We start from the raw sequence: 24,683 nt of genomic DNA, 5'->3' as shown, positions 1-24,683 counted from the left end.
TCCCGGGGGTGCCTCGCGAGGGGGGGAACCCGGTGACGCAGGAAGAAATCGCCCGACTGCTCGACAAGTTGGACCCGCGCCAGAAGGTCCGGCTGCTCACCGGCGCGACCACCTGGCGCACCGCGGACGAGCCCGCCGTGGGGCTGCGCGCGATGACGATGTCCGACGGACCGGCCGGGGTGCGCGGGGAGAGCTGGGACGAGCGGAACACCTCCGCGCTGCTGCCGTGCGCGTCGGCCGTCGGCGCTATGTGGGACGAGGACCTGGCCGAGCGCCTCGGCGCCCTGCTCGCCCGCGAGGCGAAGGCCAAGGGTGTCGACGTCGTGCTGGCGCCCACCCTCAACCTGCACCGCTCCCCGCTGGGCGGACGCCACTTCGAGTGCTACTCCGAGGACCCCGAGCTCACCGCCCGTACCGGCGCCGCGCTGATCCGGGGCATCCAGGCACACGGCGTCGCCGCGACCGCCAAGCACTACGTCGCCAACGACTCCGAGACGGAGCGCCTCACCGTCTCCGTCGACCTCGACGAGCGCACCCTGCGCGAGGTCTACCTCGTGCCCTTCGAAGCCGCCGTGCGGGCCGCCCGGGTCCGGGCGGTGATGTGCGGCTACAACGCGGTCAACGGCATCACCCTCGCCGAGAGCCCGCTGCTGGCACGGCCGCTCAAGGAGGAGTGGGGATTCGACGGCGTCCTCGTCTCCGACTGGGGCGCGGTCCGCTCCACCGCGCCCGCCGCCCGCGCGGCCCTGGACCTGGTGATGCCCGGCCCCGAGAGCCCCTGGGCCGAAGACCTCCTCCGGGCGGTCGAGGAGGGACACGTCCCCCTGGCCGCCATCGACGACAAGGTGGTCAGACTGCTGCGGCTCGCCGACCGGGTCGGGGCGCTCGACCGGACCGCCCCGGCGCGTACGGCACCGCCTCCCGCACCAGGGAAGGACCAGGAGGACCCGGGCGCCCTGCTGCGCCGCGCGGTCGCGGCCGGCAGCGTGCTCCTCGGCAACCGGGGCGTGCTGCCCCTGGACCCGGCCACGCTCACCTCCCTCGCGGTGATCGGCGCACAGGCGGCGGACCCCCGGGTGCAGGGCGGCGGCAGCGCCGGCGTCCACCCCCGGCACGTCTCGACACCGCTCGCCGCCCTCCGCGCCGCCCTCGGCCCCGCCGTCCGGGTCGTGCACGAACCCGGTCCCGCCCTGGGCGCGCCCCCCTTCCTCGGCGGCCCCGGCTGCCGGGACCCGCGTGACGGCCGCACCGGTGCGCTGCTGCGGGTGCTCGACGCGGACGGCGCCGAACTGTACGCGGGACACCGGGAGTCGGGCCGGCAGATCGAGCCCCCGCTGCCGCCCGGCGCGCACACCGTGGAGATCAGCGCCCGGCTGCTCCCCGGCGTCGGCGGCATCTGGACCCTCGGCGTCGGAGGGTTCGGCCGGATGAGCCTCACCGTCGACGGTACGCCGCTGGTCGACGGGGTCTTCCCGCGCGAGACGGACGACCCGGCCGTGGTGCACGTCAACCCGCCGAGCCAGTACGGAGAGATCGCGCTCGCCGCCGGACACCCCGTGCTGGTCGTCGCGCGCCGCGAACTCGCCGAGGACACCGGCCGTGCCACCCTGGTGACGGCCGCCCCGCCGAGACCCGACCGTGCGACCGCCCTGGCCCGCGCGGTGGACGCCGCCCGCGCCGCGGACGCGGCCGTCGTCCTCGTGGGCACCACGCAGGACAGCGAATCGGAGGGCCACGACCGGACCACCCTCGCGCTCCCCGGCGACCAGGACGCTCTCGTCCGCGCGGTGATCGCCGCCCAGCCGCGTACCGTCGTCGTCGTCAACTCCGGCGGACCGGTGGAGATGCCGTGGCGCGAGGAGGCTCCCGCCGTCCTGCTGGCCTGGTTCCCCGGGCAGGAGGCCGGGGCCGGGCTGGCCGACGTGCTGCTGGGCGCCGCCGAACCGGGCGGCCGGCTGCCGACCACCTGGCCCGCCACCCTCGCCGACGCCCCCGTCAGCGCGACCCGGCCGGTGGACGGCGTGCTGCGGTACGCCGAGGGCCCGCACATCGGCCACCGGGCCTGGCTGCGCGAACACCGCACGCCCGCCTATTGGTTCGGCCACGGACTCGGCTACACCACCTGGGCGTACGAGAGTTCCTCCGTGCACCACGCCACGGGGACGGCCGACGGGGAGAGTGCCTTCACCGTCTCCGTACGGCTCCGCAACACCGGTGGCCGGCCCGGCCGGGAGGTCGTGCAGGTGTACCTGGCCCGGCCCGGCTCCGCGGTGGAACGCCCCGTGCGGTGGCTGGCCGGATACGCCGCGGTCGAAGCCGGCCCCGGCGGGACGGTCACCGCCGTCGTACGCGTACCGCGCCGCGCCCTGCACCACTGGTCCCCGCAGGAGCACCGCTGGCTCACCGAGCCGGGTGCGTACGAGGTGCACGCGGGCCCCTCCGCCGGACAACTGCTTCTGACCACCGTCGTGGACGTCCGGCCTACAGCGGACGGAGACTTCGCCGGAGAGCGCTTCCCCTACCGCTGACGGGAGCCCGGAGGCCGCCGGTAGGGTACCGGCATGACCAGACGCGCCCCCAGGCTCGAAGACGTCGCGCGGGAGGCGGGCGTCTCCCGCGCCACCGTGTCCCGCGTGGTCAACGGCATCCGCAACGTGGACCCCGCCATCCAGGACGCGGTACGCGACGCCATCGAGCGGACCGGCTACGCCCCCAACGGCGCCGCCCGGGCCCTGGTGACCCGGCGGGCCCGGACCCTGGCCCTCGTGGTCTCCGGCGCGGGGGACGACTCCGAGGACGGGCAGAACGTCTTCGCCTCCCAGGCGCTGGCCGACCCCTTCTTCGGCCGGGTCGTCAGCGGGGTCGTCGGCTTCCTGCGGCCCCGTTCGATGTACCCGGTGCTGATGTTCGCGGAGACGGACGCCGCCCGGCGCGACGTGGCGGAGTACCTCCGGCAGGGCCGGGCGGACGGCGCGCTGATCTTCTCCACGCACGCCGAGGATCCGCTGCCCGCCCTGCTGGCGGCAGAGCGGCTGCCCTGTGTGCTCTTCGCCCGCCCGGGGGTTCAGGCCCCCGTGACCTACGTGGACCTGGCGCACCGGGACGGCGCCCGGCTTGCCGCCGAACACCTGCTCGCCCGGGGCTGCCGGCGCGTCGCCACCATCACCGGACCGCTGGACCTGCCGGCCGCGCAGGACCGGCTGGCCGGGTTCCGGGAGACGATGGAACGCCACGGCCATCCGTACACACCCGTCGCCGAAGGCGGGTTCACCGCCGACAGCGGGGCGTCCGCGCTCCGCCGCCTGCTGCGCGAACACCCCGCCATCGACGGGGTGTTCGCCGCCAACGACGTGATGGCCCGAGGCGTCTGCGACGCCCTGAGGGAGCTCGGCCGCAGCGTCCCCGAGGACGTCGCCGTGGTCGGCTTCGACGACTCCAGCGCCGCGACGGCCGCCGAACCGCCCCTCACCACGGTCCGCCAGCCGATGGAGGAGATGGCGGCCCGCATGGCTAGCCTGCTCCAGGAGGAAATCGAGGGCACGCGGACCGAACCCACCGCCGTGATTTTCGACCCCGAACTCGTGGTGCGCGCCTCGGCCTGAGCGGGAACGGCCCGGGTGCGGGACCGGAAAGACGACGTCCCGCCCCGCACTCGTGGGCGCCCCGGCGGGCGCGGCACGTGTGGGGCGGGACGTAGCGCCGGTGCCGGCGGGCGTCAGGGCGTGATCTTGTACGGTTCCCCGCAGATGTAGTCCACGCCCGCCTCGGTCAGGCACTCCTGGACGGTGATGGGAGCCTTCAGGGTGAAGTCGTCGGTGTTCGTCACGTCGACGCCGGAGGCGCTGACGCTGACCAGGGAGACACAGGACCCGTCGCACGCGGACCTGATGTTCACCCGCGCGCCGTGGCTGTCGGACTTGGTGTCCTTGATCTGGGCGTCGACCACGTACGTTCCCAGTGCCGGACCCGGAGCGAGCGTCCCCCAGGCGTGGGCCCCGACGACGTCGGCCGGGGTGTCGGTGGCGTTCCAGGTGGTGAGGATGACGGCGGCGTCCGCCGTCCCGGTCGAGAGAGTGGCGACGGCGGCCGTGACGGCGAGGACCGCTCCGGTGCGCAGCAAGTGGCTGAGACGCATGGTTTCTCTTCCGTTCGAAGTGGTGGAAGGACTGGGGAGAAGGGCGGCCCGGAAGCCGGTCCGGGCCGGGGGCCGCGGGGCGGCCCGGCGGGACGGCCGGCTACTCCGGCTGGCTGACGACACCCTTGCACTCGGGCGTCGCGTCGGCGGTTCCCGGACTGGCGGCCGCCTTCACGGTGTTGAACTCGGCCAGGTAGGCGTCGTGCACCGCGGCGATGTCGATCTTGAGGAGCGCCTCGTCGTTCTCGCGCAGGGCCGGGCCCGTGTAGTTGTGGCTGCCGGTCCACATCACACGCTTGACCGTGCCGTCGTACTTGCCGTCGACGAGCAGGTACTTGGAGTGGATGATCCGGTTGCTGGTCGCGGGGTTGTCGTCGTGGTCGTCGTTGTAGCAGACCGGGGAGAAGCCGCTGACCGAGTGCAGCGTCTCCCAAGTGCCGGGTGTGGCGCCGTCGGCCGAACTGTCCGCGCTGTCCGTCTCCGTGTAGACGAGCTCGACCGTGCAACCCGCCTTCTTCATCGCGACGAGCTTGTCCGCCACGCCCTGGCGGGTGAACTTGAACATGCCCACCCGGATCTTCGTGTGCTTGGCCGTTCCGTCCGACGCGGTGTAGTTGCAGGTGATGTTGTCGAGCGTGTTCCAGATGGTGTCCGTGCTGTTCCCCGTCCCCGGGTAGTAGGGGAAGAAGTAGACCTTGTACGGGGAGAACGTCTCGCTCGTGTAGGTCCAGGCCGACCAGTTCGCGCCCGCCAGCTTGGCGAAGTACTTCGCGTACGCCTGGTAGATCCCGGTGTTGTACGTCAGCACGTACGCGTCGTTCCAGAAGGCGCTGTACGCGGACGGCGAGAGGTTGGAAGAGGTCTGGACGACCACGTCCGAGGCCCCGTCCACCTGCGAGAAGAGCCAGAACTTCTGGTGGTTGATCGACTTCCCGAACTCCGGCCTGCCCAGACAGGACTTGCCCGCCGGGCAGGTGGAGACGAACGACGCCTCGGACGTGTCGTTCCCCAGGGCGGCGCTGAGAATTCCGTAACTCTGGTCGCTGGGACGTGAGCTGACGGAGCTCTCGTCCAGCATGATCTGCACCTCCACCCCCCGCAGGCTGTGCGCGTCGGCGAGAGCCTGCGCCACGTCCGCGTCCCAGAAGTGGTAGAGCGCGACCTTGATGGAGGAACCGGTCGGACTGCTGCCGATGTAGCTCAGCAACTGGGTCCGGATCGCCTGCTGTTCGGCGGTGGTGCCCAGAGGGTTGTTGAAGACGGCCCGCGACGGCTCCGTCGCGGCGGCCCCCGTGACGGCCTCCGCCGGTGCGGCGTGCACCGGCGGCGCGCCGGTGGTGAGCAGGGCGAGAGTCAGTGCGGCGGCGGCACCGCCTCCCCTGACCCATGGTGCGCGCGACATGTGGTTCCCCCTCCGGTCGGTGGCCGCGTACAGGTCGACGAGCCGTTCGTATCGGCGAACGGCGGCGCGGCGTGAGGATCCTCGCAGACCCGAACGCCCACCGAAACGGTTTTGATCAAGCCTCAAGTAGGCCTCAAATTTGTGTGGTTGACGCATCGGACACCTGGATGAGGCGCTACGTTCTCGCGCTGTTGGCCATGTGGGCCACGGGGCCCGAGACGCTCCTGTGGACGGAGCGCAGGGTCCTTCGTCACCGATTCGGGGGATCTCGATCGTGAAACTGAGAGGCAGGGCCGTCGCCGCGGCGACGGCCAAAGCACTGGTGGCGGGGGTGCTCTCCGCAGTGATGTTCACGCCGACGGCGTCGGCGGCGGACACACCGTCGACGCCGCGCGAGCAGAGCGTTCCGGCGCGGATCCCGGGAAGTCGCGTCGACTCCCCGGCCGAGCCTGCCATGGGCGCCGCGCCGAAGGTGGTCTGGCCCGAGGGCGGCGAGGCCACGGTCCGGATACCCGCGGCGGGCGAACAGCCCGCGGCGGCGCCCGGCCGGCTCGTCTCCCTCCGGGGCGTGGAGCGGCCGGCCGCGGCATCGGCCCGTACGGCCACCGCGGCACCGGCGGCGGCAGCCGCCGCACCGGCCGAGGCCAGGGTCCGGGTCCTGGACGACGAGCAGGTGAAGCGGTTCGGCGGAGTGGGCCTCGGGCTCACCGTAGCCCGCGCCGACGGCGGCAGGACGACCGCGCCGGTCGAGGCGTCCCTCGACTACTCCGGCTTCGCGCGCGCCTACGGGGGCGCCTTCGCCTCCCGGCTGCGCCTGGTCGAGCTGCCGCCCTGCGCACTGACCACCCCCGACGTCGCCGGCTGCTCGGACGGCCGGACGGTCGAGGGACAGACCAACGACACGGAGAACGGCACGATCACCGCCGTCGTCGAAGCCGCCCCCGGGACGTCGTCGGTGTCCGGGCTGATCGCACCGGTCCAGCCGGGCATGGTCGCGACCGCGCAGGCCGCGTCCGTGTACGCGCTCGCCGCCGGCTCTTCCTCGGACGCGGGCGACTACCGCGCCTCGCCCACCAATCCGGCCGGGAAGTGGGACGTCTCCCTCGGGTCGGGAGCCTTCACCTACGAGCTCCCCATCGCGGTGCCCAAGCCCCCGGTCGGTATCGCCCCCGACCTTTCGCTGACCTACAACTCGCAGCTGGTGGACGGCCGTACGTCGGCCTCCAACAACCAGGCGTCCTGGGTCGGCATGGGCTGGGACCTCAACGTCGGTTCCATCGAGCGCCGTTACAAGAACTGTGCCCAGGACGGACACGAGACCTTCGGCGACCTGTGCTGGGACTCGCCGAACTCCACCGCCGACCCCAACGGCGCCGTCTACACCATCACCATCGACGGCATCAGCTCCGATCTCATCCAGGACAACACCGGTACCGGCGCCTTCCGCATCAAGGACGACCCGGGCTGGCGGGTGCAGAAGCTGAACGGCGGCTACGGCTCCGACGGCACCAAGGAGTTCTGGGTCCTGACCAAGCAGGACGGCACCCGCTACTACTTCGGCTGGGGACGCACCGAACGCCTCAACAACGACGGCGTGCGCGAGGCGACCGACTCCGTCCTCACCGTCCCCGTGGTCGGCGACGACGCGGGCGAGCCCTGCCACGCGCAGTACCCGGAGCCCTGCACCCAGGCGTGGCGCTGGGGCCTGGACCGTGTCGTGACCGCCAACGAGGTGGAGAACTCCTACTTCTACACCAAGGAGCGGAACTACTACCGGTCCGTGGCCGCCGCGGACAAGGCACGCCGCTACGACTCCGCCGCCTACCTGGAACGCATCGACTACGGCTGGTCGTCGCAGATCGCCGGCGCACAGCTGCCCGCCATGATCGACTTCCAGCACGTCAACCGGTGCGTGGAGCGGACGGAGGAGAAGGACCCGCTGAACAACACCGCGGCCGCCTGTCCGACCATCGACGAGAAACCCGAGTCCTATCCGGACGTACCGGTGGACCTGATCTGCGACGGCAGCTCCGACGACAACGCCTGCCGGGGCAAGACGTACTACCCGACGTTCTTCCAGCGCGACCTGCTCTGGGACATCAACGTCTACGTCCGGAACAAGAACACCGATGCCTGGGCCGACGGGCTGGTGCGCCAGTACCAGTTCAAGTACGCCCTGATGAACCCCTCCGGAGCCGTCGGCGACCAGCTGTGGCTGGACTACGTCCAGCGCCGCGGCTACTCCGGTACGGACGTCGACCTGCCGACCATCAACTTCAACGGTGAGTGGCAGGACAACAAGGTCGGTGCGGGCGAGCTCAACTTCCGCCGGGTGAACAAGATCTTCACGGACACCGGATCGACGATCACCGCCACCTACGGGCACGCCACCGACGAGGCGGGCGCCGTCGACCGGCAGTGCCCCGAAGCCGGTGCGCCCTCCCAGCCGAACAACACCTACGAGTGCTTCTGGCAGAAATGGGTGCCCGAGGGATCGACGGACGAGAAGTCCGGCTGGTTCAAGAAGTTCGTCACCACCCGGGTCCAGGTCGACCCCGGCAAGGCCGACGACGGCTCGCCGTCGATGATCACCGACTACGAGTACGACGGCGCGCCCGGCTGGAAGTTCGGGGACGACCCGCTCGCCGACGACGAGGACGAGTCCTGGAACGTGTGGCGGGGCTACGGAAAGGTCCTCGTCACCACCGGCGCGAACGAGAACCGGCACTCCACCTACCACTGGTTCTACCGGGGCCTCTCCGGCGACCGCACCTCCAAGACGGACCCCTCCGCCACGCGCACGATCACGGTGAAGGACTCCGACGACAAGGAATGGACCGACCACGCCTGGCTCAACGGCCAGACACTGGAGACCTCGGCCAGGGACAGCAACGGCGACTCGCAGAAACGCGAGTGGCACGAGTACTGGGCGCACGACACCGCGCAGTACACCGGCCTGCCGGACGCCCGGATGGTCCGGGAGAGCAGGACCCGCACCCTGGAGAAGGTCGTCAACTCCACCGACGGAACCGGCTGGCGCGAGCACATCGTCGAGAACGAGTACGACGACGCGGAGAAGGCGTCCACCGTGTTCGGACTGCCGATGCGCACCGACGACTGGGGCGAGACCGGAGTCTCCGACAACCACTGCACGGAGTTCGGCCGCGCCTACAACACCGACGAACTGGACTCCACCGGCACCACGCGCTGGATGGTCTACCAGGACGACGAGCGGCACTACAGCGCCTCCTGCACCACCGTCGCCGACGACGAGACCGCGGGCACACCCGCCGCCCACATGGACCGGCGGAAGGTCACCTTCTACGACGGTGCGACCACCTTCGACGCCAACAACACCAGCCTGGTCGACGGCAACCCGACCCAGTCGCGGACGTACACCGCCGAGACCGCCTACCGCACCACCCGCAAGGAGTTCGACGACGCGGGACGCGAGACCTCGTCGTGGGACGACGGGAACAACCTGGTCACCACGGCCTACCAGCCCGCGACCTCCTGGCCGGTCGACGGGGTGAAGATCACCACCCCCGACCCGGACGGGACGGGACCGGCCGTGCCCCTGACGACCACGACCTACTACTCCCGCTACTTCGGCGAGCCGTGGAAGACGGTCGACCCGAACGGCAACACCACCCAGATCGTCTACGACGCGGTCGGCCGGGTCTCCAAGGTGTTCAAGCCGACCGAGGCCGCCGCCTACCCCGACGGCAACCCCTCCATCGCCTACGAGTACACCGTGCCCGTCGCGGCGTCGGCCACGGGAGTGCCCCGGGTCGCCACCGGTGACCCCATCCGGGTCAGGTCGCGCACGCTCCAGACCGGCACCGTCTACTCGGACGTCTACGCGTACGCCGACGGGCTCGGCCGGCCCCGGGAGTCCCAGATCCCGGCCCCCTCCGGCACCGGCCGTACCGTCACGGTGACCCGGTACGACTCCTCCGGGAACGTCGCCGGCACCTCGGCCTCCTTCTACAACAGCGCCGCGCCCGGCTCCGGACTGGTGAACCCCACCGTCGCCAACATCCCCTCGTACACCGACACCAAGAGCGACTGGGCGGGGCGCGTCATCCTGTCCCAGCTCCAGGCGAAGGGAGTCGTCCAGACAGCCAACCTGACGACGACCCAGTACCAGGGGGCCGACGAGAAGACGGTCTTCCCGGCAGTCGGCTCGCCCACCAAGACGGTGACCGACGCCTTCGGCCGGACCGTCAAGGTGGTGGAGAACCTCGGCTCGGCCCAGTACGCCACCACCTACGAGTACACCCGGTCGGGCAAGCTCAAGTACCTCCACGACTCACGGGGCAACACCACCCACTACACCTACGACTGGGCGGGTGAGCGGCTGACCACCGAGGACCCCGACACCGGCACCACGACCACCGTCTACAACGGGCTCGGCCTGCCCGCCACGGTCACCGGCCCCGCAGGCGTACTGACCTACGCGTACGACGGACTGGGCCGCGCCACCACGGTCAAGCAGGGCACCACCCTGCTGAGCGCCACCAGTTACGACACGGCCACCGGCGGCAAGGGCCAGCCGGCCGCGGTCACCGGTTACTCCAACGGCTACGCCTACGTCAACAAGGTCGACGCCTACGACGCCCGGATGCGGGCCACCTCCCGGACGGTCACGGTGCCCTCCGACGGGTCCGGGCTGAACGGCTCGTACACCCTCACCTACGGCTACGACCTGGCGGACCACCCGACCTCGGTCGGCTACCCGGCGGTCGGCGGACTCCCCGCCGAGACGGTCACCACGACCTTCACCGACGAGCGGCTGACCAAGGTCGCCAGCCCGCTCCAGTCGTACCTGGCGTCCTCGGCCTTCGACGACCAGGGCCGCCTGCGGAGCCGCTCCCTGGGCACGACCGGTACCACGACCAGCCTCACCCGGTCCTTCGCCTATCAGGACACCGACGGGACGGGCCGGCTGACCAACGTCACCACCGACAAGCTGACCGGGGGAGTCACCAGCAGGATCCAGGACGACACCTACACCCGCGACGCCCTCGGCACCCCCACCGCGCTGCGGGAGAACACGGCCGGACAGCAGCAGTGCTTCCGGTACGACGACCTCCAGCGCCTGACCGGGGCCTGGACCACGGCGGGCACCACCTGCGCCGCCACGCCGCAGTCCGACTTCGCGGGCCCCTCGCCCTACCAGTCGGCCTTCACCTACGACCAGCTGGGCAACCTCCAGTCGGTCACGGGCAAGGCGTCGGCCTCCGCCGCGGCCGTCACCCGGGACTACAAGTACCCCGGGTACAACGCCGACGAGACCGTCTACACCGCCGGCCAGGCCCGCCCGCACGCCGTCACCGGGGTCGTCTCCACCTCGGGCACGACCGACAGCTACGGCTACGACGGCGCGGGCCGGATGAACGCCCGCACCGTGGCGGGGGTCGCGTCCACCGTCGCCTGGGACCCCCAGGGACGGATCGCCTCCGTCACCCAGAAGAAGAGCACCGGTGACGAGACCAGCGCCTACGTCTACGACGGAGGCGGCAACCTCCTGATGCGCAGGACGAAGTCCGAGAACGTGCTCTACTTCGAGGGCCACGAACTGCACCGCGCCACCGGCGGCACCACGCTCGCCACCCGCTACTACACCGCCAAGGGCACCTCGCTCGCGATGCGCACCGCGCAGAGCGCCGGCGGCAACGGCGTACTGACCTGGCTGCTCTCCGACGGGCAGTCGTCCACCCAGCTCTCCGTCGCAGCCTCGGACGGTGCGGTCGTCCGACGGAGGACCACTCCGTTCGGCGCCGCGCGTTCCACCGCCGACGCGCTGGCCGCCTCCAGCGACCGCGGCTTCCTCGGCAAGGCCGAGGACGACTCGACCGGCCTCGACTTCCTCGGTGTGCGGGTCTACGACCCGTCCCTCGGCCGGTTCCTGACGAGCGACCCGCTCAACACGCCGTACGTTCCGCAGACCGTCAACGCCTACAGCTACTCCGGCAACAACCCGGTCGCCTTCTCGGACCCGACCGGCTACGAGAGCTGCTACCCGCACTACTGCTCGGGCAGCAACGGCACCTACGGGGACTACAAGGAGGAGAACGACCCGGCTTCGTCGAAGTACGACGGTTCCTCCCACGACGGCACCGGCAGCGGCCACAGCGCTACCGGCACCGGGAGCGGCGGTTCGACACCGGCCCCGCACCTGTGCGACGGCTGCACCACGCTCCCGTACCTGCCGGAGGGCATCTACGTCCCCGCCGGCGGAATCGACGTGGCCTGGTCGACCACCGATGTCCTCTACGAGGACGACTGGACCGACTACTCGACGTCCGCCTTCTACAACCCCTCGGGCGAGGAGAAGTCGGCGTCCATCACCGCCACCTTCCAGCAGATCACCCAGGTGACGAACCAGTTCACCAAGAGGATCGGAGGCAGTGTCACGGTCGAGACGGGCGCGAAGTCGGGTATTCCCATGGTGGCCGAAGGGAAGATCAACATCGCGGTGCAGGTCAATGGCGACCTCACCTGGAGCGACTCGACGTCCAAGAGCAACAGCAGCCAGTACGCGGTGCAGGAGACCGTCAAGATCAAGAAGGGGGAACGGTACGGCCTCTCGCCGACGGGCAAGCTGAGCAGCTACAAGACCACCTACCACCACTGGGACGGAAGCACTTCCTCCACGACGTGGGGGTCCTTCCAGATCTCCACGTGGAGCGTGGTGAAGTACTCGGAGACACCGAGGACCCTGGTTCCGCTCTCTTCGGGGCCGGCCGGCTGACCGCCCCGCACCACGAACGCCGACGGGCGGCCCTCGGGCCGTGACCCCGTCGGCGCGCGGAACGCACAGGAGAGCCGTCCCGGTGACCGGGGCGGCTCTCCCGTCGTGTGCGGGTACGGACCCGCGGTGACCCGGCCCGTCCCGCGGCGGGGCGGAAACGGACGGACCGGGGGCTTACGGGTGGAGCGGGCCGGTGCGGCGCGCTCCTACGGCAGGCGGTAGTCCGCGTTCAGCGCGGCACCGGCCTCCGGGTGGTTCTGGTCCCAGCCGCGGGCGTCGCACTGCAGACCACCGACGATGCAGTGGTCCACCATCGCCTTCAGCGTCGGCTCGTTCCACGCGTTGAAGAAGTCGTAGTGGAAGGAGTACCCGCGTCCGCTCGCCAGCCTGACCTGCGACATGTTCCCACTGACGGGAAACGCCATCTTGAACTCGACCATCGGCAGGGCCACCGGGTGGTCGGCCGGGCAGACGTTGTCGTTGGTGCCGGGCTTCACGACCGGATACGCCATGTGGGCCTGATGGTTCGGTGTGTCCAGATGCAGTCCGTCCCAACAACTGGGCGCCTGCATACGGATGTTGAGCTGACTGCCGGCCGGGCAGGTGGCCGGGAAGTCGATGTTCCCGAAGGATTCCCCGCACTCCCAGCCCTCCACCCAGCCCTTGAGCGCGCGGAATTGGTCCGCGCTCTGCAGCGGACTGCCCACGACGTAGCGCAGTCCCTTGGGGAAGGGGCGGACGCTGGTGTAGTCGGTCACGCCCGCCTTGTAGTAGATGACCTGCGGACCGGTCGGCAGGATCTTGGTGTCGCCGTTGAAGAGGGACGGCATCCAGTACGCCGAGGAGTCCCCGGGCACCTTGCAGGTGGTGTTGCCGCCGTACAGCGAGGCGGTCACGCTCTGGGCGTTGGTCGTCGTGTTGCCCATGAAGGTGTGGTCGTGGGACGCGCCGGCCTGGCCGGGGAAGACGATCGGGTCGTCCGGCGCGGTGTGCGTGACGGAACAGTTGGCCTGGAACTCGTGGAAGTAGCGCGGCGTGGGCGTCCCCCACGACGGGGTCACGCCGGTGACCGGCGGGACGGCGGGGATGTAGCCGTCCCCGTCCACGTCGTCCGCCGAAGCGGCCGAGGCCGCGGCGGCGACGTGCCCCATGTGGGGCGAGAGGGCCGTGCCCGTGTCCGCCGCGACGGTGGCGGACGACGCGTCGGGCGCGCCCGCGGTCAGGGTCGATCCGACGCCGAGGAGGGTGGCGGCCATGGCCGTGCCGACCAGCACGGCCGAGAGCCTTCTCGCCGCGCTCTTCTGCTTCTTCGTGCCTTTCATGGAGTGCCTCTCCGCTGGAGGGGGGTGGGATGCCGCCGGTGCCGGTCGGGCACCGGCGGCACGGAGGAGGGGGTGCGGCGCCCGTACGTCAGGCGTACACACCGATCTCGTGCAGTGAGTAACCCCAGCCGGTACCCCGGGTCTTGAGGGCGAGCCGCACGTAGCGCGCCGACTGCCCGAGGGTCACGGTGTCGATGTCGCCGTTGCCGGTGGTGGTCGTGTAGACCGTGCGCCAGGTGGCGTTGTCGTCGGACAGCTGCACCTCGTACGAGGAGGCGAAGGCCGGGTCCCACTGGAGCTGGAGCGTCCGCAGCGCGGTGCGCGCGCCCAGGTCGACCTGGATGGACTGCGGGTCGCTCCAGTCGCTGGCCCACCGGGTGACCGGGTTGCCGTCGACCGCGTTGGCCGGGGTGCAGGGGCAGTCGCCGTACGAGGCCTGCGAGGAGGAGGCCGTGGCCGGCTTGTTCAGCGCCACGTTGGTGCCGACGACGGGCGGCGCCACCACCTTCACCGACTTCGTCTCGAAGCCCGCGTTCCCGTGGCCGTCCTCCGCGCGGATGTAGACCTTCCAGACACCCAGCTTCTCGGGCGCCGTCACCGCGAAGGTGCCGTTCCCGGTGGACCGCCACGCGGCCTCCACCAGCCCCTTGTCGCCGTTGGCGTAGTTGCCGCTGAGGAAGATCTTGTACGTCACCGGGTCGTTGTCCGGGTCGCGGACGTCGGCGTGGACGGTGAACTCCTGGCCGGCCGGGGCCGCGGAGGCCGGAGTGACGGTCATGTTGCTGAGCACCGGGGGCGTGTTGTCCCCGGCGGTCGAACCGGCGTACGCCTGCTTCACCGCGTAGTACGAGAGCCGCTTGAACCCACCGGGCAGCAGGTTGAACCAGATCCCGCCGAAGTCGTGCTCGGTGCCGTAGTGGAACATCGTCGCGCCGAGCGCCACACCCCGGTGGGCGGTGACGCAGTTCCACGCGTTGGTGTACCCCGCGGCTGTCTGCACGTCGGTCTTCTGCTCGGGGATGCCGTTCGCGTCGTTCGCGACCTCCCACTCACCGGCCGGGCCCGTCTCGGTGATGATGTAGGGCTTGGTGTAGCCGCCCGCCACCCAGTCCCGCTGCACGTTGCAGACGTCGCCGTACGAGTTCATCGCGTACAGGTCGAGGTCGGGCGCGTTGCGCTTGTAGTACGGCCAGGCGCCGGTCCACGCGTCGGTGGAGGTCACCGGGTGGTCCGGGTCGATCGAGTGGATCTTCTTGGCCACGTCGTTGACGAAGGTGGTGTACGCGTTGCGCTGCGCCTCCAGCTCCGTACCGCTGTAGCAGTTCTGGAGGCCGAGGACCGACTCGTTGCCGACGTTCCACATCAGGGTCGCGGGGTGCGACTTGTAGGCGTCCACCCACTTGGCGAACTCCGTCAGGGAGTTGTTCTTGTAGGTGGTGTCCGTGACGTAGTTGACGCACCCGCCGCTGCCCGGGCCGCCGCCGGGCTGCAGCCAGAAGCCGTTGATGATCCGGATGCCGTTGGCCGCCGCCGCGTCGAGCAGCGGCTTGGTCGAACCGTCCGTACCCCAGGTGCGGATGGTGTTGACGCCCATGGACTTCACGTCCGGCAGGTACTTCGGGGAGTCGGCGACGGACGGGCCCCAGGTCAGTCCCTTCACGGTGTACGGCTGGCCGCCCACCTGCAACTGCCAGTTGCCCTGCGAACCGGTCACCTTCACGGCGCCGCCGGTGGCGGGCGGGGGAGTGGTGCCGGTGCTGCCGTAGACCTGGAACTCCCAGAGGGAGTAGCCGTATCCGCCGGAGCGCTGGGTGCCGAGCATCCGGACGTACCGGCCGGATCCGGAGAGGGTGAGGTCGTCCGTGCCGCCGTCGCCCTGGGTGACCGTGCGCAGGCTGCGCCAGTCGGTGCCGTTGTCGGACGCCTGGATCTCGTACGACTTGCCGTAGGCGCCCTCCCAGGTCAGGACGGCCCGGCTGAGGTTGGCGGTCGCGCCGAGGTCGACCTGGATCCACTGCGGATCGCTCCACTGGCTCGCCCACCGGGTGCCCGTGAGGTTGCCGTCGACCGCCGCGGCGGCGGAGTAGCCGTCGCCCTCCTGCGAGGAGGCGGTGGCGGTCCGGCCCTGGGAGAGCAGGGTGTCGGCGGCCGTGGCGCCCGGCGCCGCGAGAAGGGTGAGCGAGGACGCGACGAGGGCGCCGAGGGTGGTGAGGGAGACGAGTCGGCGACCGGCCCGAGGGCCGGACGCGACGAGGGCGCCGAGGGTGGTGAGGGAGACGAGTCGGCGACCGGCCCGAGGGCGGCCGAGGACAGCGTGCGGTGGTCTGAACACGTGGGCTCCTGGCGGGTGCTGAGGGGAGACCGGCTTCCCGTAGCCGGCCTTGGAGAGCGCTCTCCCGAGAGTGTCGCGGGGGCGTGTCCCTGTCAATGAGGTGGGCGCGACCTCTGTGTGCGCCTACGGAGTCGCGGTGGACGATGTCGGTATTTCCCTCAGGCCGGGCGGAGTTGGCGAGAATTGTACGGAGTCGGCATGAATGCGACCGAGTTGCCCGGAGGGGATCGAATGGGCTGTAGGTGGCAGGAGTTGATCCGAGCCGTGCGGAGCCGGCGCGGGGTGTGGCGGGTCGGTACGAGTGGTGCGGGAGAGCGAGTGGGTCCGGGCGGGTCCACGGGGCGTGACGGTCGCTGTCGGCCCGGGGTGTCCGTCGTGGTGAGGGGTGCGGTGGAGGGAGCCGGTCCACGGCTTTCGGGATCGGTCCGTGACGGGCCTCGGGCGTACGGGTTGCGTAAAGAACTTCCACCCGGCGGCGTTGTGTGCGAGGGGGAACCGGGTCGGCGTGGGTGGCTGAAAAACGACGCCGAAGCAGCCCGTACGGCTCCACGTCCGAGTGGTGACTGAGGGGCGAGCGGTCCATCGAGAGGATGGCTGAATCATGTCTTGCGCATGAAGGTTGTGTAACCGAGACGGTTGTGACGGAAGGTCAACTCTCCTGCCTCCGTCGTGATCGGGAGCTTGCGATGTCGAAACGGTGCTGGTCTCATCAGGCAGTTGTTCTGTGCGCGTACCGTCTGGGGTGGGGAAGCGGTGGGCATGGTGAGACGCCGATTCGGCGGCTTGGTGGACAGGCGTACGAGGGCGGTGTCCGCCCCGGCGGGATCGGTCCTGCTGGTGGCGGGGCTTTTGGTGGCCGGGCCCCGGGCCGCCGCGCGGGCGGCGGACGCCGAAGCCGGGGCCTGCCCCGTGCCCTTTCGAGGGCACTGAGAAAAAAGAGGGGATGACGCACGATGGCTGTCTATGTTGGCGTTCTCGGCTTCTTCCTGGTCGGAAACGTCTTCATGACCTGGAAGGCCTTTCAGCTCTGGCGCGATCCGGACGTGGCCGACTTCTTCGAGGCGGCGTTCACCGTTCTGCCGCTCGGTCCTGATGCGCGCAGAGGGGTGGTGCGGTCCGCCGGCATCACCGTGGTCACGATGTGGGGGGTGGTGTTGCTGCTTCTGGCGGGGACCGGCGGCCCGGTGTTCATGTGGATCGTCCTCGTGGACGTATTGATCATTCTGGTGTTGGCGCTCTGCGAGGTGTGCGTGATCCTTTTCAATGTCCCGAAGTTCGCCGTACCGCCGCACATGCGGGCCGAGCCCGGAGTCTTCGCGGCGCGCAGGGCGCGCAAGGCGGAAGGCGCGCGGAGGCCAGGAGTCCGAGGGCCAGGAGTCTGAGGGCCAGGAGTCCGAGGGGTCGGTGCCGCTCCACGCCGACGGCCCGGCTCACCGCACCCGGTGTGCCCGGACCGGGCCCGTACTCCGATACTTCTTGCATGCGGCCACGCGGAGGCAACTCCGCCGCCCGCGACAGAAGGCTCCACGGTGGAAGGCAGAACAAGGTGACGATCGTCGCATATCAGGGGGAACCGGGCTCCAACTCGGCGACCGCCGCCCACGCGTTGTTCCCGGGCTGCGGTGAAGTGCCCTGCACGGGCTTCGAGCAGGCGCTGGACGCGGTGACGCTCGGTGACGCGGACGTCGCGGTGATCCCGGTGGACAACTCCGCCGCGGGGCGCGTCGCCGACGTGCACCATCTGCTGCCGGAGTCGGGCCTGTTCATCGTCGCCGAGTACTTCCTCGCGATCCGTTTCGACCTGATGGGCGTCCCGGGCGCCTCGCTCGACCAGGTGGAATGCGTACGCAGCCATGTGCACGCCCTCGGCCAGTGCCGGAAGCTGCTGCGCGAGGGCGGCTGGCGCACCCACGTCAGCGACGACACCGCCGGCGCGGCCCGCGAGGTCGCGGAGCTGGGAGACCCCCGGCACGCCGCCCTCGCCCCGCCCGCCGCGGCGGAGCTCTACGGGCTGGACGTGCTGCGCCCGGAGGTCGAGGACGACCCCGAGAACACCACCCGCTTCGTGGTGCTCTCCCGCGACTCCGGTTCCTGGCCGGACCCCGACGGCACCACGATGACCAGCCTCTTCTTCTGTGTACGCAACATTCCCAGCGCGCTCTTCAAGGCGCTCGGCGGGTTCGCCACCAGCGGCGTGAACCTCACCAAGATCGAGAGCTACCAGATGAGCGCGGGCCTTAGCCCCAGCCGCTTCTACGTGGAGATCGAGGGCCACCCGGACGAGCCGCACGTCGCACTCGCCCTGAACGAACTGCGGTTCTTCTCCTCCGAGGTGCGGGTCCTCGGGGTCTACCCCTCGCACGCGCACCGGCTGCGCGGACGCACCGCCTGACCCGGCGACGCCCGGCCGGTGCCCGTGAGTACGGGCACCGACCGGGCACGGCCGTGGGCGGGGTCCTACGGGACGCCGGCCGAGGGCAGCCCCCGGGGATCGGCGGTGCGGGCCCCGGCGGCAGGGGGGCCTGCCGGAGGCGGGCCCGCCTGGTACGCACCCGCCGGCCGGGGACCGTCGGGCCGGGGGACGTAGACCGGTGCGTCCGACTGGTAGAAGAGGTCGATGTCGGCCTCCTCGCCCCCGACGATCAGGGTGTCCCAGGCCCCGCTCTCCTGGAGGGTACGCAGGGTGGCCGGGGCGACCGAGGCCAGGTGGGAGCGGAGCTGCTCCATGGTGGGCATGCCGGGCAGCCGGGGAGCGAGACGGTCGCGGATCGCCGCCATGCGGTCCATCAGCTCGTCCAGATCGGTACGCCCCCCCGACGCCCTGCCCGCATCCTGTCCGGTGTCCTGCCCGGCTTCCGCGCTGCGGGCGATGATGTCCTTGATGGCGCGGGTGACGCCCTGCTCGTCGGTGGTCACCATGGCGTTCCAGGCCCGGCTCTTGTGCCGGTACTGCAGCATCGACATCGCCGCCTCGTGCCGGATGAAGTCGGCGTCCCGCAACGGCTTCCCCCGCCAGGCGCGGCTCAGTGTGCGGGCGAGCGAAGTGGCGGAAGCGAGACCGCTGTTGAGCCCGCGACCGGGCCAGAAGTGGATCGCGTTGGCGGCGTCTCCCAGCAGGAAGCCGTACGTCCCCGGTGTCGTCGAGGTCGGGCGGAGCAACTGGGCGGTGAACCGGGGGCGTTGCACCATGTCCAGCCGGAAGGACGTGATCGCGGAGAGATCGTCCTCCGCCACGCCGAACAGGTTCAGGCCCTGCCGGATCTCCTTCCACAGCGGCGAACTGCGCAGCAGGGCGGGCAGGAAGAGCGTCCCGTGCGTCGAACAGCGGAACTCGTTGTCCTCCTCGCGGTTCATCAGGCAGGGGCGGGCCGCGATGCACTCCTCGAAGACCTGGCGGACCGGATCGATGCCGATCACGCCCTTGGCCTCCTCGCGGGTGAGCCGCATGTTCAGGAAGCCCTCGCCCCGCAGCGAGTTGAGCAGAAAGCGGTTCTGCGACACGGTCAGCAGCACACTCATCGGGTCCGACAGGCGGGACTTGACCCGCAGCCCCAGTACGACGTCCTGGATGTGCTCGCCGTCCAGGGAGTAGATGGAGGCGTCGGCGGTGCCGAAACGGTCCGCGAAGTGGTCGCGGGTGCGCGACCGCCCGCCTTCGCCGATCACCAGGACGTGCTCCTGGGCCAGTCGGCTCTTGCGCTCCACCGGGTCGAAGCGGAGCGGGACGAGCTGGATCGCCGGCCGCGTGTTCGCCAGGGCGAGGAGCCGGTCCTCGATGTAGGCGATCCGGATGTTGCGGGGCGGGCGGCCGTCGACGGAGTCCGGTCCCACCGGCCACATCTCGGAGTACGCCCCGCTGTCCCCGAAGAGTGCCGCGCGCACCTCCTCGGAGAGCGCGAGGTACTGCCGGCTCTGGACGGTCACGACCTGCTGACGGCGGACGTTGCCCTGGGACTCGTCCTTCCAGACGATTTCGGCGCCCTTGCGCACCCACCGGCCGTCGTAGACGGTGATCGCCACCCGCCCGTGCAGCGCCTCCTCCAGCGCCAGTGCGAACGCGAGCCCCACCGGACCGCCGCCGCTGACCGTGACCCGCAGGGTGCCGGGGTTCGCCGCCGCGTTCAGCCGGGGCAGGTGCAGCTGGGAGAGGTCGATGACCGTCTCCATGACGTCCTGCGCCTCGAAGAGGAAGGTTTCGTCACCGATGCGCACGCAGTCGTTCGGGCGCAGTACGTGGCGGGTGACGCGCTGGTCGTTGACGTAGGTGCCGTTCCTGCTGTCCCGGTCGTGAAGGACGTAGGCGCCGTCCTCCTTGACTATCTCGGCGTGCAGACGGGAGGCGCTCGGGCTCACGATCACCACCCCGTTGTCGCCCTTGCGCCCGAACGTGAGAGGAGCGGTGCCCAGAACGACGCTCTGTCCGGCGAAGGGGCCCGTACGGCCCACGATGACTGATGGCATGGCACACTCCCTGTGAACGACGCCCATCCCCAACGGCTCGCCCCGCGCCGCCGATCCGGCCCGTGAGCGGTCCCGTACCACGTGCTGACGGGCCTGGCGGTCCGACGCTTCATCACGTCGGCCCACGCCGTTCACAACGGCCTCGCCCGTCCCGTTCTGCTTCCTGACGAACCATCAACCTCAGGTGACGCAGGCTGCGTTGACCGGTCACCGGCGAGCCCTCGAAGTCTACGGGACGGGTCCGGGGACCGCCCCTGAAGCGGCGAACGTGCCCCCGGCGCACAGGGTGTACCCGCGCCGGGGCCCGCTTCGGCCGGTGCGCGTCAGCCGGCGTCCGGGCCGGGTGTCCCCATCGTTCTCCCGTCACCCAGCGGCCACGCCTCGATGTCGCGGTAGTGGATCGGGCCACTGCCGCGTCCCGCGTTGCTGCCGACCAGGTGCAGACGGGCCGCGGGCCACCCGCCGCCGCTGAACCCGGCGAGCCCCGTCGCGATCTCACCCGCCGAGGTCAGGTCGCCCCGGCGGGCGCGGGCGAGGGTCAGGTGGGGCCGGAAGGGCCGTTCCGCGAAGTCGACACCGTGATTCCTGACGGCGGCACGTACGTCGGCGGCGAGCGCGTGCAGCTCGTCGAGCTCGCCGTCGATCCCGCTCCACAGCACCCGGTCGTCGAAATTGCCGCTGCCCCGCAGTGCCAGCCGGGGCGGCCGATGAGTCGCGGCGAGGTCCGCCAGGAGCGGTCGCAGCGCCGGGACCGTCTCCACCCGGAGCTCACCGAGGAACGCCAGTGTGATGTGCCAGTCCTCGACGCGGTTCCAGCGCATGCGCGGGTGCGTGCCGTAGGCGGGGCGCAGCGCGTGCTCCAGCTCTTCCTTCGCGTGGTCGGGCGGGGCGAGTGCGATGAACACGCGAACGGTCGCGGGTCGGGAATCTTCGTTCACACCCGACTTCGTACCGCATCCACCCGTATCGGCGTGACGGCGGGGGCGGGAGTACGGGGGAGCGCGAGCGCGCCGGTTCCTTTGTGCGGGTCCTGAAGCGTGCTACCGTCCAGATGTTTCCAAATGGAATCAACAAGGCGTGCGCCGCGCAGGCTGTGGTGGTGGCGGGCGGCCGGGCCGCCCACCGCTCGGCGCGGGGCGGCCACCGCAGTCGGAGGCCCGTGTCCGCCGGCCCGGGCGACGGCCGAACCCCCGTTCGTCGCGTCGGAACCCCCGTCCGCCGCGTCGGGCCCCCGCAACGGAGGAAGAACATGCCTGTCCTCAGCCGCTTCTCCAAGCTCCCCAAGTACTTCAATCCGGTCCTGAGACCGCTCGCGCGCTGGGTCCCGCCGTTGGCCGTGCTGCACCATCGCGGCCGTCGCAGCGGCACCCCGTTCGACACGCCGGTCCAGGCGTTCCGGACCGGGACGGGGTTCATCGTCGGGCTCGCCTACCACTCGAACGCGAACTGGGCGCTGAACATCCTCGCCGCCGGCGGAGGGACGATCAGCCGGGGCGGGCGCCGCTACACGATCAGCCGGCCCCGCAGGCGCGGCCCGGAGGCTCGCGCCGACCTGGCCCCGGCCGTCGGCTTCGTGATGGGCAAGCTCGACATCGACGACTTCCTCGAATTCGACGCGACCCGTATCTGAGACGGCCCGCCGCGCTTTCGCTCCCGGTCGCGTCCGCCGGGAGCCGCACATCACCCCGGTGACGGACGGAGTCTGGCCGCCACGGCGTCGAGGACTCATTCCAGGCCGGTCGCGAAGGACGTTTCCGCGTCCGCGTCCGTGCCGTCGTACACGGCCTTGGCCGGCGCCGGGAAGCGGCCCGTGGCCGGCACGGTACCGGCGGCCACCACCCTGTCCCCGGGAGGAGCAAGCGCGACCTGTTCGTTGCCGGCTCTTCCGCCGATAAGATCATCATCCGCCGGCGTGGCGTGGTATCCACCCGTTGAACTACCGGCGGCAGGGAGGGGAACAGAACCATGCGATTTCACGGCATCCGGCGACGTGGTGTCCGGCTCGTACTCGCGGGGGCGCTGGCAGGAGTCCTGCTGCCGGTGACGGCGAGTGCACAGGCAGAGGCGGCGTCGCCCCGCACCTACACGGTGTGGCAGTGGAACGTGGCCGGGGACACCATTCACGAAGGTTCCACGACCGACGGCCTCATCGATCAGGCGGCCTCGTCGATGGTGAACCGCGCGGCCGACTTCGCCTCCCTCAACGAGCTGTGCCAGGGCCAGTACAACGCCCTCGTGACCGCCCTGCGCGCCAAGGACTGGCCCGCCGACCCGCAGAACTTCGCGCGCTTCGAACCGAGCCGCCAGGCAGGCAACTCCTCGGTGTGCAAGGGCGAGGCGTTCGGCAACGCGCTGTTCAGCAAGAAGCCGCTGGGCACTGCGGCCCGCCTCGCGCTGCCCGACGACGGCACCGCGGAGAAGCGCAACATGCTGTGCGCACCGCTGACCGACGGCACCGCGACCCGGTTCTGCACCACGCACATCACCACGAACCAGTCGTTCAACGTGGCGCAGCTGGACTACGTGAGGCAGAGGCTGGAGGACTACCACGCCGCCGGCGAGACGGTCCTGATCGCGGGAGACTTCAACGCCCAGCCGAACTACGGCCGGCTGAACCCGTTCTACGCCCCGAGCCTCGACGTGCCGAACAACGGCAACAACACCGGCGCCTACCGGGAGCTCGACGACAACGACACGGGCCACTGCATCGGCTACGGGGAGTGGACGTCGGAGGGCACCCCCGGATCGGCGCCGCCGTGTGGGGGCAACGCCAAGATCGACCTCATCTTCGCCCGTGAGAGCACGCTGGCGGGCCCGTACAGCGGCGACTCGCTCGACATCTCGACCTCCTGCACCGGTGTCGCGGCCTGCTCGGACCACCGGACCGTCATCGGCACGGTGACCGTCGCCTGAGGGCCGCCCGGGCCGACCCTCCGCATCCCGATCACGCCGGGTCTCCACGTACCACGCACCATCCGCTCGTCCCCGGCCACGAGATCGCCGGGACCGTATCGGCGGTCGGCTCCGGCGTCGGTCGTCACGCCGTCGGCGACCGGGCGGGCCTGGGTTGCCCAGTGCCGCTCCGGCACGGAACCCGTCCGCCGCGGTGGTCACGTACGGACCTGCGACCGTCCCTATCGGACATCCAGTTCGCCCGAGGCGGCTCCAGCGGGAAGACCGACGTGGACGAGGCGTACGTGGTCCGGACGAACGATGCCATCCCCTTTCCGCTGCCGCTCCGCGTCAGGGTCGGGAGCGCGGTTGTCCTCCTTGGACGTCCGCGTGTGCGGCGGGGCGGGGCGTCATCATGTCCAGCAGGAGCATGGCGTCGTGGTCGGGTGTGCCGGGTTCGGCGGTGTACGCGCCGAGGCGTTGGCCGGGGGTGCCCTCGATGTTCATGCTCTGACCGCTGAGGGTGAGGACGCCGATCTCCGGGTGGTGGAAGGTCTTCTGGATCTTCTTCCGTCCGATGACCTCGTAGCGGTCCCACAGCTTCGCGAAGTCGGGGCTCTTCAGGAGGAGCTCGCCGACGAGGCTGGTGAGGTCGGGGGCGTCGGGGTTGAGACCGGCTTCGGCACGCAGGCGTGCGACGCAGCCGCGGACCTGGGTGTCCCAGTCGGGGAACAGCTGCCGTGAGGTGGGGTGGAGGAAGAGGTAGCGGGCCAGGTTGCGCTGTCTTACGGGCCAGTCGGCGATACCCGCGTACAACGCCAGACCGCCGGGGTTCCAGGCGAGCAGGTCCATGCTGCGGCTCACGATGTAGGCGGGGTTCGGCCGCATCGTTTCCAGCAGCAGCGTCAGGTGCGGGCCGACGGTCCGGCTCGGTGCGGGTGGCGGTTCGGGGGCGTAGCGCGCGGCCCTGACGGCGAGCTCGCGCAGGTGGTGGTGCTCGGCATCGTCGAGCTGGAGGGCGCGGGCGAGGGCATCGACGACCGCGGGGCTGGGCCGGGTCTCCTTGCCGCGTTCGATACGCGTGTAGTAGTCGATGCTGACCCCCGCGAGGGTCGCCAGCTCCTCGCGGCGCAGGCCGGGAGTGCGCCGGACGCCGACCCCGGGGGTGAGGCCGACGCTGTCGGGGCTCGTCCGGGTGCGGAGGGCGCGCAGGAATCGCGCCAGCTCGTCGCTGCTCGTCTGCTCGGATGCCATGGATCCAGTGTCGCTCCACCATTCCGGACGGGCAGGCCGCGAGGGGGGCCGTGTCACACCCAGGCTGGCCACGCCCCGGTAAGGCTCGGCCTGCCTGTGCCTGACGGAACCAGGCACGGTGGAACACG

General features: G+C 70.8%; 14 protein-coding genes and 2 pseudogenes. 8 read left to right on the top strand and 8 right to left on the bottom strand.

Annotated elements, in window-relative coordinates:
• Positions 1-32 precede the first annotated feature (32 nt).
• Together OHA55_RS01665 and OHA55_RS01660 are read left to right on the top strand one after the other, a co-directional pair.
• The gene (locus OHA55_RS01665; RefSeq protein WP_266702063.1) at positions 33-2,528 is read left to right on the top strand and encodes a glycoside hydrolase family 3 C-terminal domain-containing protein; all 2,496 of its coding nucleotides are present in this window, start codon (positions 33-35) and stop codon (positions 2,526-2,528) included.
• A gap of 33 nt (positions 2,529-2,561) precedes the next feature.
• Positions 2,562-3,602 (top strand): LacI family DNA-binding transcriptional regulator, encoded by a 1,041-nt coding sequence (locus OHA55_RS01660; RefSeq protein ID WP_266702061.1) that lies wholly within the window; start codon positions 2,562-2,564, stop codon positions 3,600-3,602.
• A gap of 113 nt (positions 3,603-3,715) precedes the next feature.
• Here the strand turns inward: OHA55_RS01660 and OHA55_RS01655 are convergent, their stop codons facing one another.
• Positions 3,716-4,135, bottom strand: a complete 420-nt coding sequence (locus OHA55_RS01655) for a hypothetical protein (RefSeq protein ID WP_266702059.1) — start codon at positions 4,133-4,135, stop codon at positions 3,716-3,718.
• Positions 4,136-4,235: 100 nt separating this feature from the next.
• Positions 4,236-5,537 (bottom strand): phospholipase D-like domain-containing protein, encoded by a 1,302-nt coding sequence (locus tag OHA55_RS01650; protein ID WP_266702057.1) that lies wholly within the window; start codon positions 5,535-5,537, stop codon positions 4,236-4,238.
• 274 nt (positions 5,538-5,811) lie between these two features.
• On the opposite strand from OHA55_RS01650, the gene OHA55_RS01645 reads away from it, so the two are divergent.
• Positions 5,812-12,294: an RHS repeat-associated core domain-containing protein gene (locus OHA55_RS01645; RefSeq protein WP_266702055.1), complete on the top strand. Its 6,483-nt coding sequence runs from the start codon at positions 5,812-5,814 to the stop codon at positions 12,292-12,294.
• 206 nt (positions 12,295-12,500) lie between these two features.
• Here OHA55_RS01645 and OHA55_RS01640 read toward each other — a convergent pair whose 3' ends face one another.
• Both OHA55_RS01640 and OHA55_RS01635 read right to left on the bottom strand, forming a co-directional pair.
• Positions 12,501-13,616, bottom strand: coding sequence for a DUF1996 domain-containing protein (locus OHA55_RS01640; RefSeq protein ID WP_266702053.1), 1,116 nt, complete (start codon positions 13,614-13,616; stop codon positions 12,501-12,503).
• 88 nt (positions 13,617-13,704) lie between these two features.
• Positions 13,705-15,948 (bottom strand): discoidin domain-containing protein, encoded by a 2,244-nt coding sequence (locus OHA55_RS01635; protein WP_266702051.1) that lies wholly within the window; start codon positions 15,946-15,948, stop codon positions 13,705-13,707.
• A gap of 953 nt (positions 15,949-16,901) precedes the next feature.
• Between OHA55_RS01635 and OHA55_RS01630 the strand changes: the two genes are divergently transcribed.
• On the top strand, positions 16,902-17,330 hold the full coding sequence (locus OHA55_RS01630; RefSeq protein WP_266702049.1) for a hypothetical protein: 429 nt from the start codon (positions 16,902-16,904) through the stop codon (positions 17,328-17,330).
• Positions 17,331-17,494: 164 nt separating this feature from the next.
• Positions 17,495-18,340 carry a prephenate dehydratase gene (locus tag OHA55_RS01625; protein WP_266702047.1) on the top strand — a complete coding sequence of 282 codons (846 nt, stop codon included), beginning with the start codon at positions 17,495-17,497 and terminating at the stop codon, positions 18,338-18,340.
• A 65-nt stretch (positions 18,341-18,405) separates the two neighbouring features.
• Here the strand turns inward: OHA55_RS01625 and OHA55_RS01620 are convergent, their stop codons facing one another.
• Both OHA55_RS01620 and thpR read right to left on the bottom strand, forming a co-directional pair.
• Positions 18,406-20,409: an FHA domain-containing protein gene (locus OHA55_RS01620; protein WP_266702045.1), complete on the bottom strand. Its 2,004-nt coding sequence runs from the start codon at positions 20,407-20,409 to the stop codon at positions 18,406-18,408.
• A gap of 323 nt (positions 20,410-20,732) precedes the next feature.
• Positions 20,733-21,347 (bottom strand): RNA 2',3'-cyclic phosphodiesterase, encoded by a 615-nt coding sequence (gene thpR / locus OHA55_RS01615; RefSeq protein WP_266702044.1) that lies wholly within the window; start codon positions 21,345-21,347, stop codon positions 20,733-20,735.
• A 311-nt stretch (positions 21,348-21,658) separates the two neighbouring features.
• Here thpR and OHA55_RS01610 point away from each other — a divergent pair, with 311 nt between their 5' ends.
• Positions 21,659-22,039, top strand: coding sequence for a nitroreductase family deazaflavin-dependent oxidoreductase (locus tag OHA55_RS01610; RefSeq protein ID WP_266702043.1), 381 nt, complete (start codon positions 21,659-21,661; stop codon positions 22,037-22,039).
• A 95-nt stretch (positions 22,040-22,134) separates the two neighbouring features.
• On the opposite strand, the pseudogene OHA55_RS01605 reads toward OHA55_RS01610, so the two are convergent.
• Positions 22,135-22,224, bottom strand: a pseudogene (locus OHA55_RS01605) (TetR/AcrR family transcriptional regulator); the annotation flags it as partial.
• 150 nt (positions 22,225-22,374) lie between these two features.
• Between OHA55_RS01605 and OHA55_RS01600 the strand changes: the two are divergent.
• Together OHA55_RS01600 and OHA55_RS36455 are read left to right on the top strand one after the other, a co-directional pair.
• Positions 22,375-23,322, top strand: a complete 948-nt coding sequence (locus tag OHA55_RS01600) for an endonuclease/exonuclease/phosphatase family protein (RefSeq protein ID WP_266702041.1) — start codon at positions 22,375-22,377, stop codon at positions 23,320-23,322.
• Positions 23,259-23,468, top strand: a pseudogene (locus tag OHA55_RS36455) (alcohol dehydrogenase catalytic domain-containing protein); the annotation flags it as partial. The gene OHA55_RS01600 and the pseudogene OHA55_RS36455, both read left to right, overlap by 64 nt.
• Before the next feature lie 184 nt (positions 23,469-23,652).
• Here OHA55_RS36455 and OHA55_RS01590 read toward each other — a convergent pair.
• A complete protein-coding gene (locus OHA55_RS01590; RefSeq protein WP_266702039.1) occupies positions 23,653-24,555 on the bottom strand; it encodes a helix-turn-helix transcriptional regulator in 903 nt (300 codons plus the stop codon).
• Positions 24,556-24,683: the final 128 nt, after the last annotated feature.

The sequence above is a fragment of the Streptomyces sp. NBC_00102 genome, assembly GCF_026343115.1.
GTDB lineage: Bacteria > Actinomycetota > Actinomycetes > Streptomycetales > Streptomycetaceae > Streptomyces.
Note: the sequence above shows the minus strand (reverse complement) of the source record. Positions and strands in the feature narration are given on the sequence as shown.

What these genes read in the sequence shown, in the direction of transcription:
- OHA55_RS01640 (WP_266702053.1), bottom strand. Translation starts at nt 13,616, where the DNA reads ATGAAAGGCACGAAGAAGCAGAAGAGCGCGGCGAGAAGGCTCTCGGCC.
- OHA55_RS01590 (WP_266702039.1), bottom strand. Translation starts at nt 24,555, where the DNA reads ATGGCATCCGAGCAGACGAGCAGCGACGAGCTGGCGCGATTCCTGCGC.
- OHA55_RS01630 (WP_266702049.1), top strand. Translation starts at nt 16,902, where the DNA reads ATGGCTGTCTATGTTGGCGTTCTCGGCTTCTTCCTGGTCGGAAACGTC.
- OHA55_RS01650 (WP_266702057.1), bottom strand. Translation starts at nt 5,537, where the DNA reads ATGTCGCGCGCACCATGGGTCAGGGGAGGCGGTGCCGCCGCCGCACTG.
- OHA55_RS01655 (WP_266702059.1), bottom strand. Translation starts at nt 4,135, where the DNA reads ATGCGTCTCAGCCACTTGCTGCGCACCGGAGCGGTCCTCGCCGTCACG.
- OHA55_RS01620 (WP_266702045.1), bottom strand. Translation starts at nt 20,409, where the DNA reads ATGCCATCAGTCATCGTGGGCCGTACGGGCCCCTTCGCCGGACAGAGC.
- OHA55_RS01610 (WP_266702043.1), top strand. Translation starts at nt 21,659, where the DNA reads ATGCCTGTCCTCAGCCGCTTCTCCAAGCTCCCCAAGTACTTCAATCCG.
- OHA55_RS01600 (WP_266702041.1), top strand. Translation starts at nt 22,375, where the DNA reads ATGCGATTTCACGGCATCCGGCGACGTGGTGTCCGGCTCGTACTCGCG.
- OHA55_RS01660 (WP_266702061.1), top strand. Translation starts at nt 2,562, where the DNA reads ATGACCAGACGCGCCCCCAGGCTCGAAGACGTCGCGCGGGAGGCGGGC.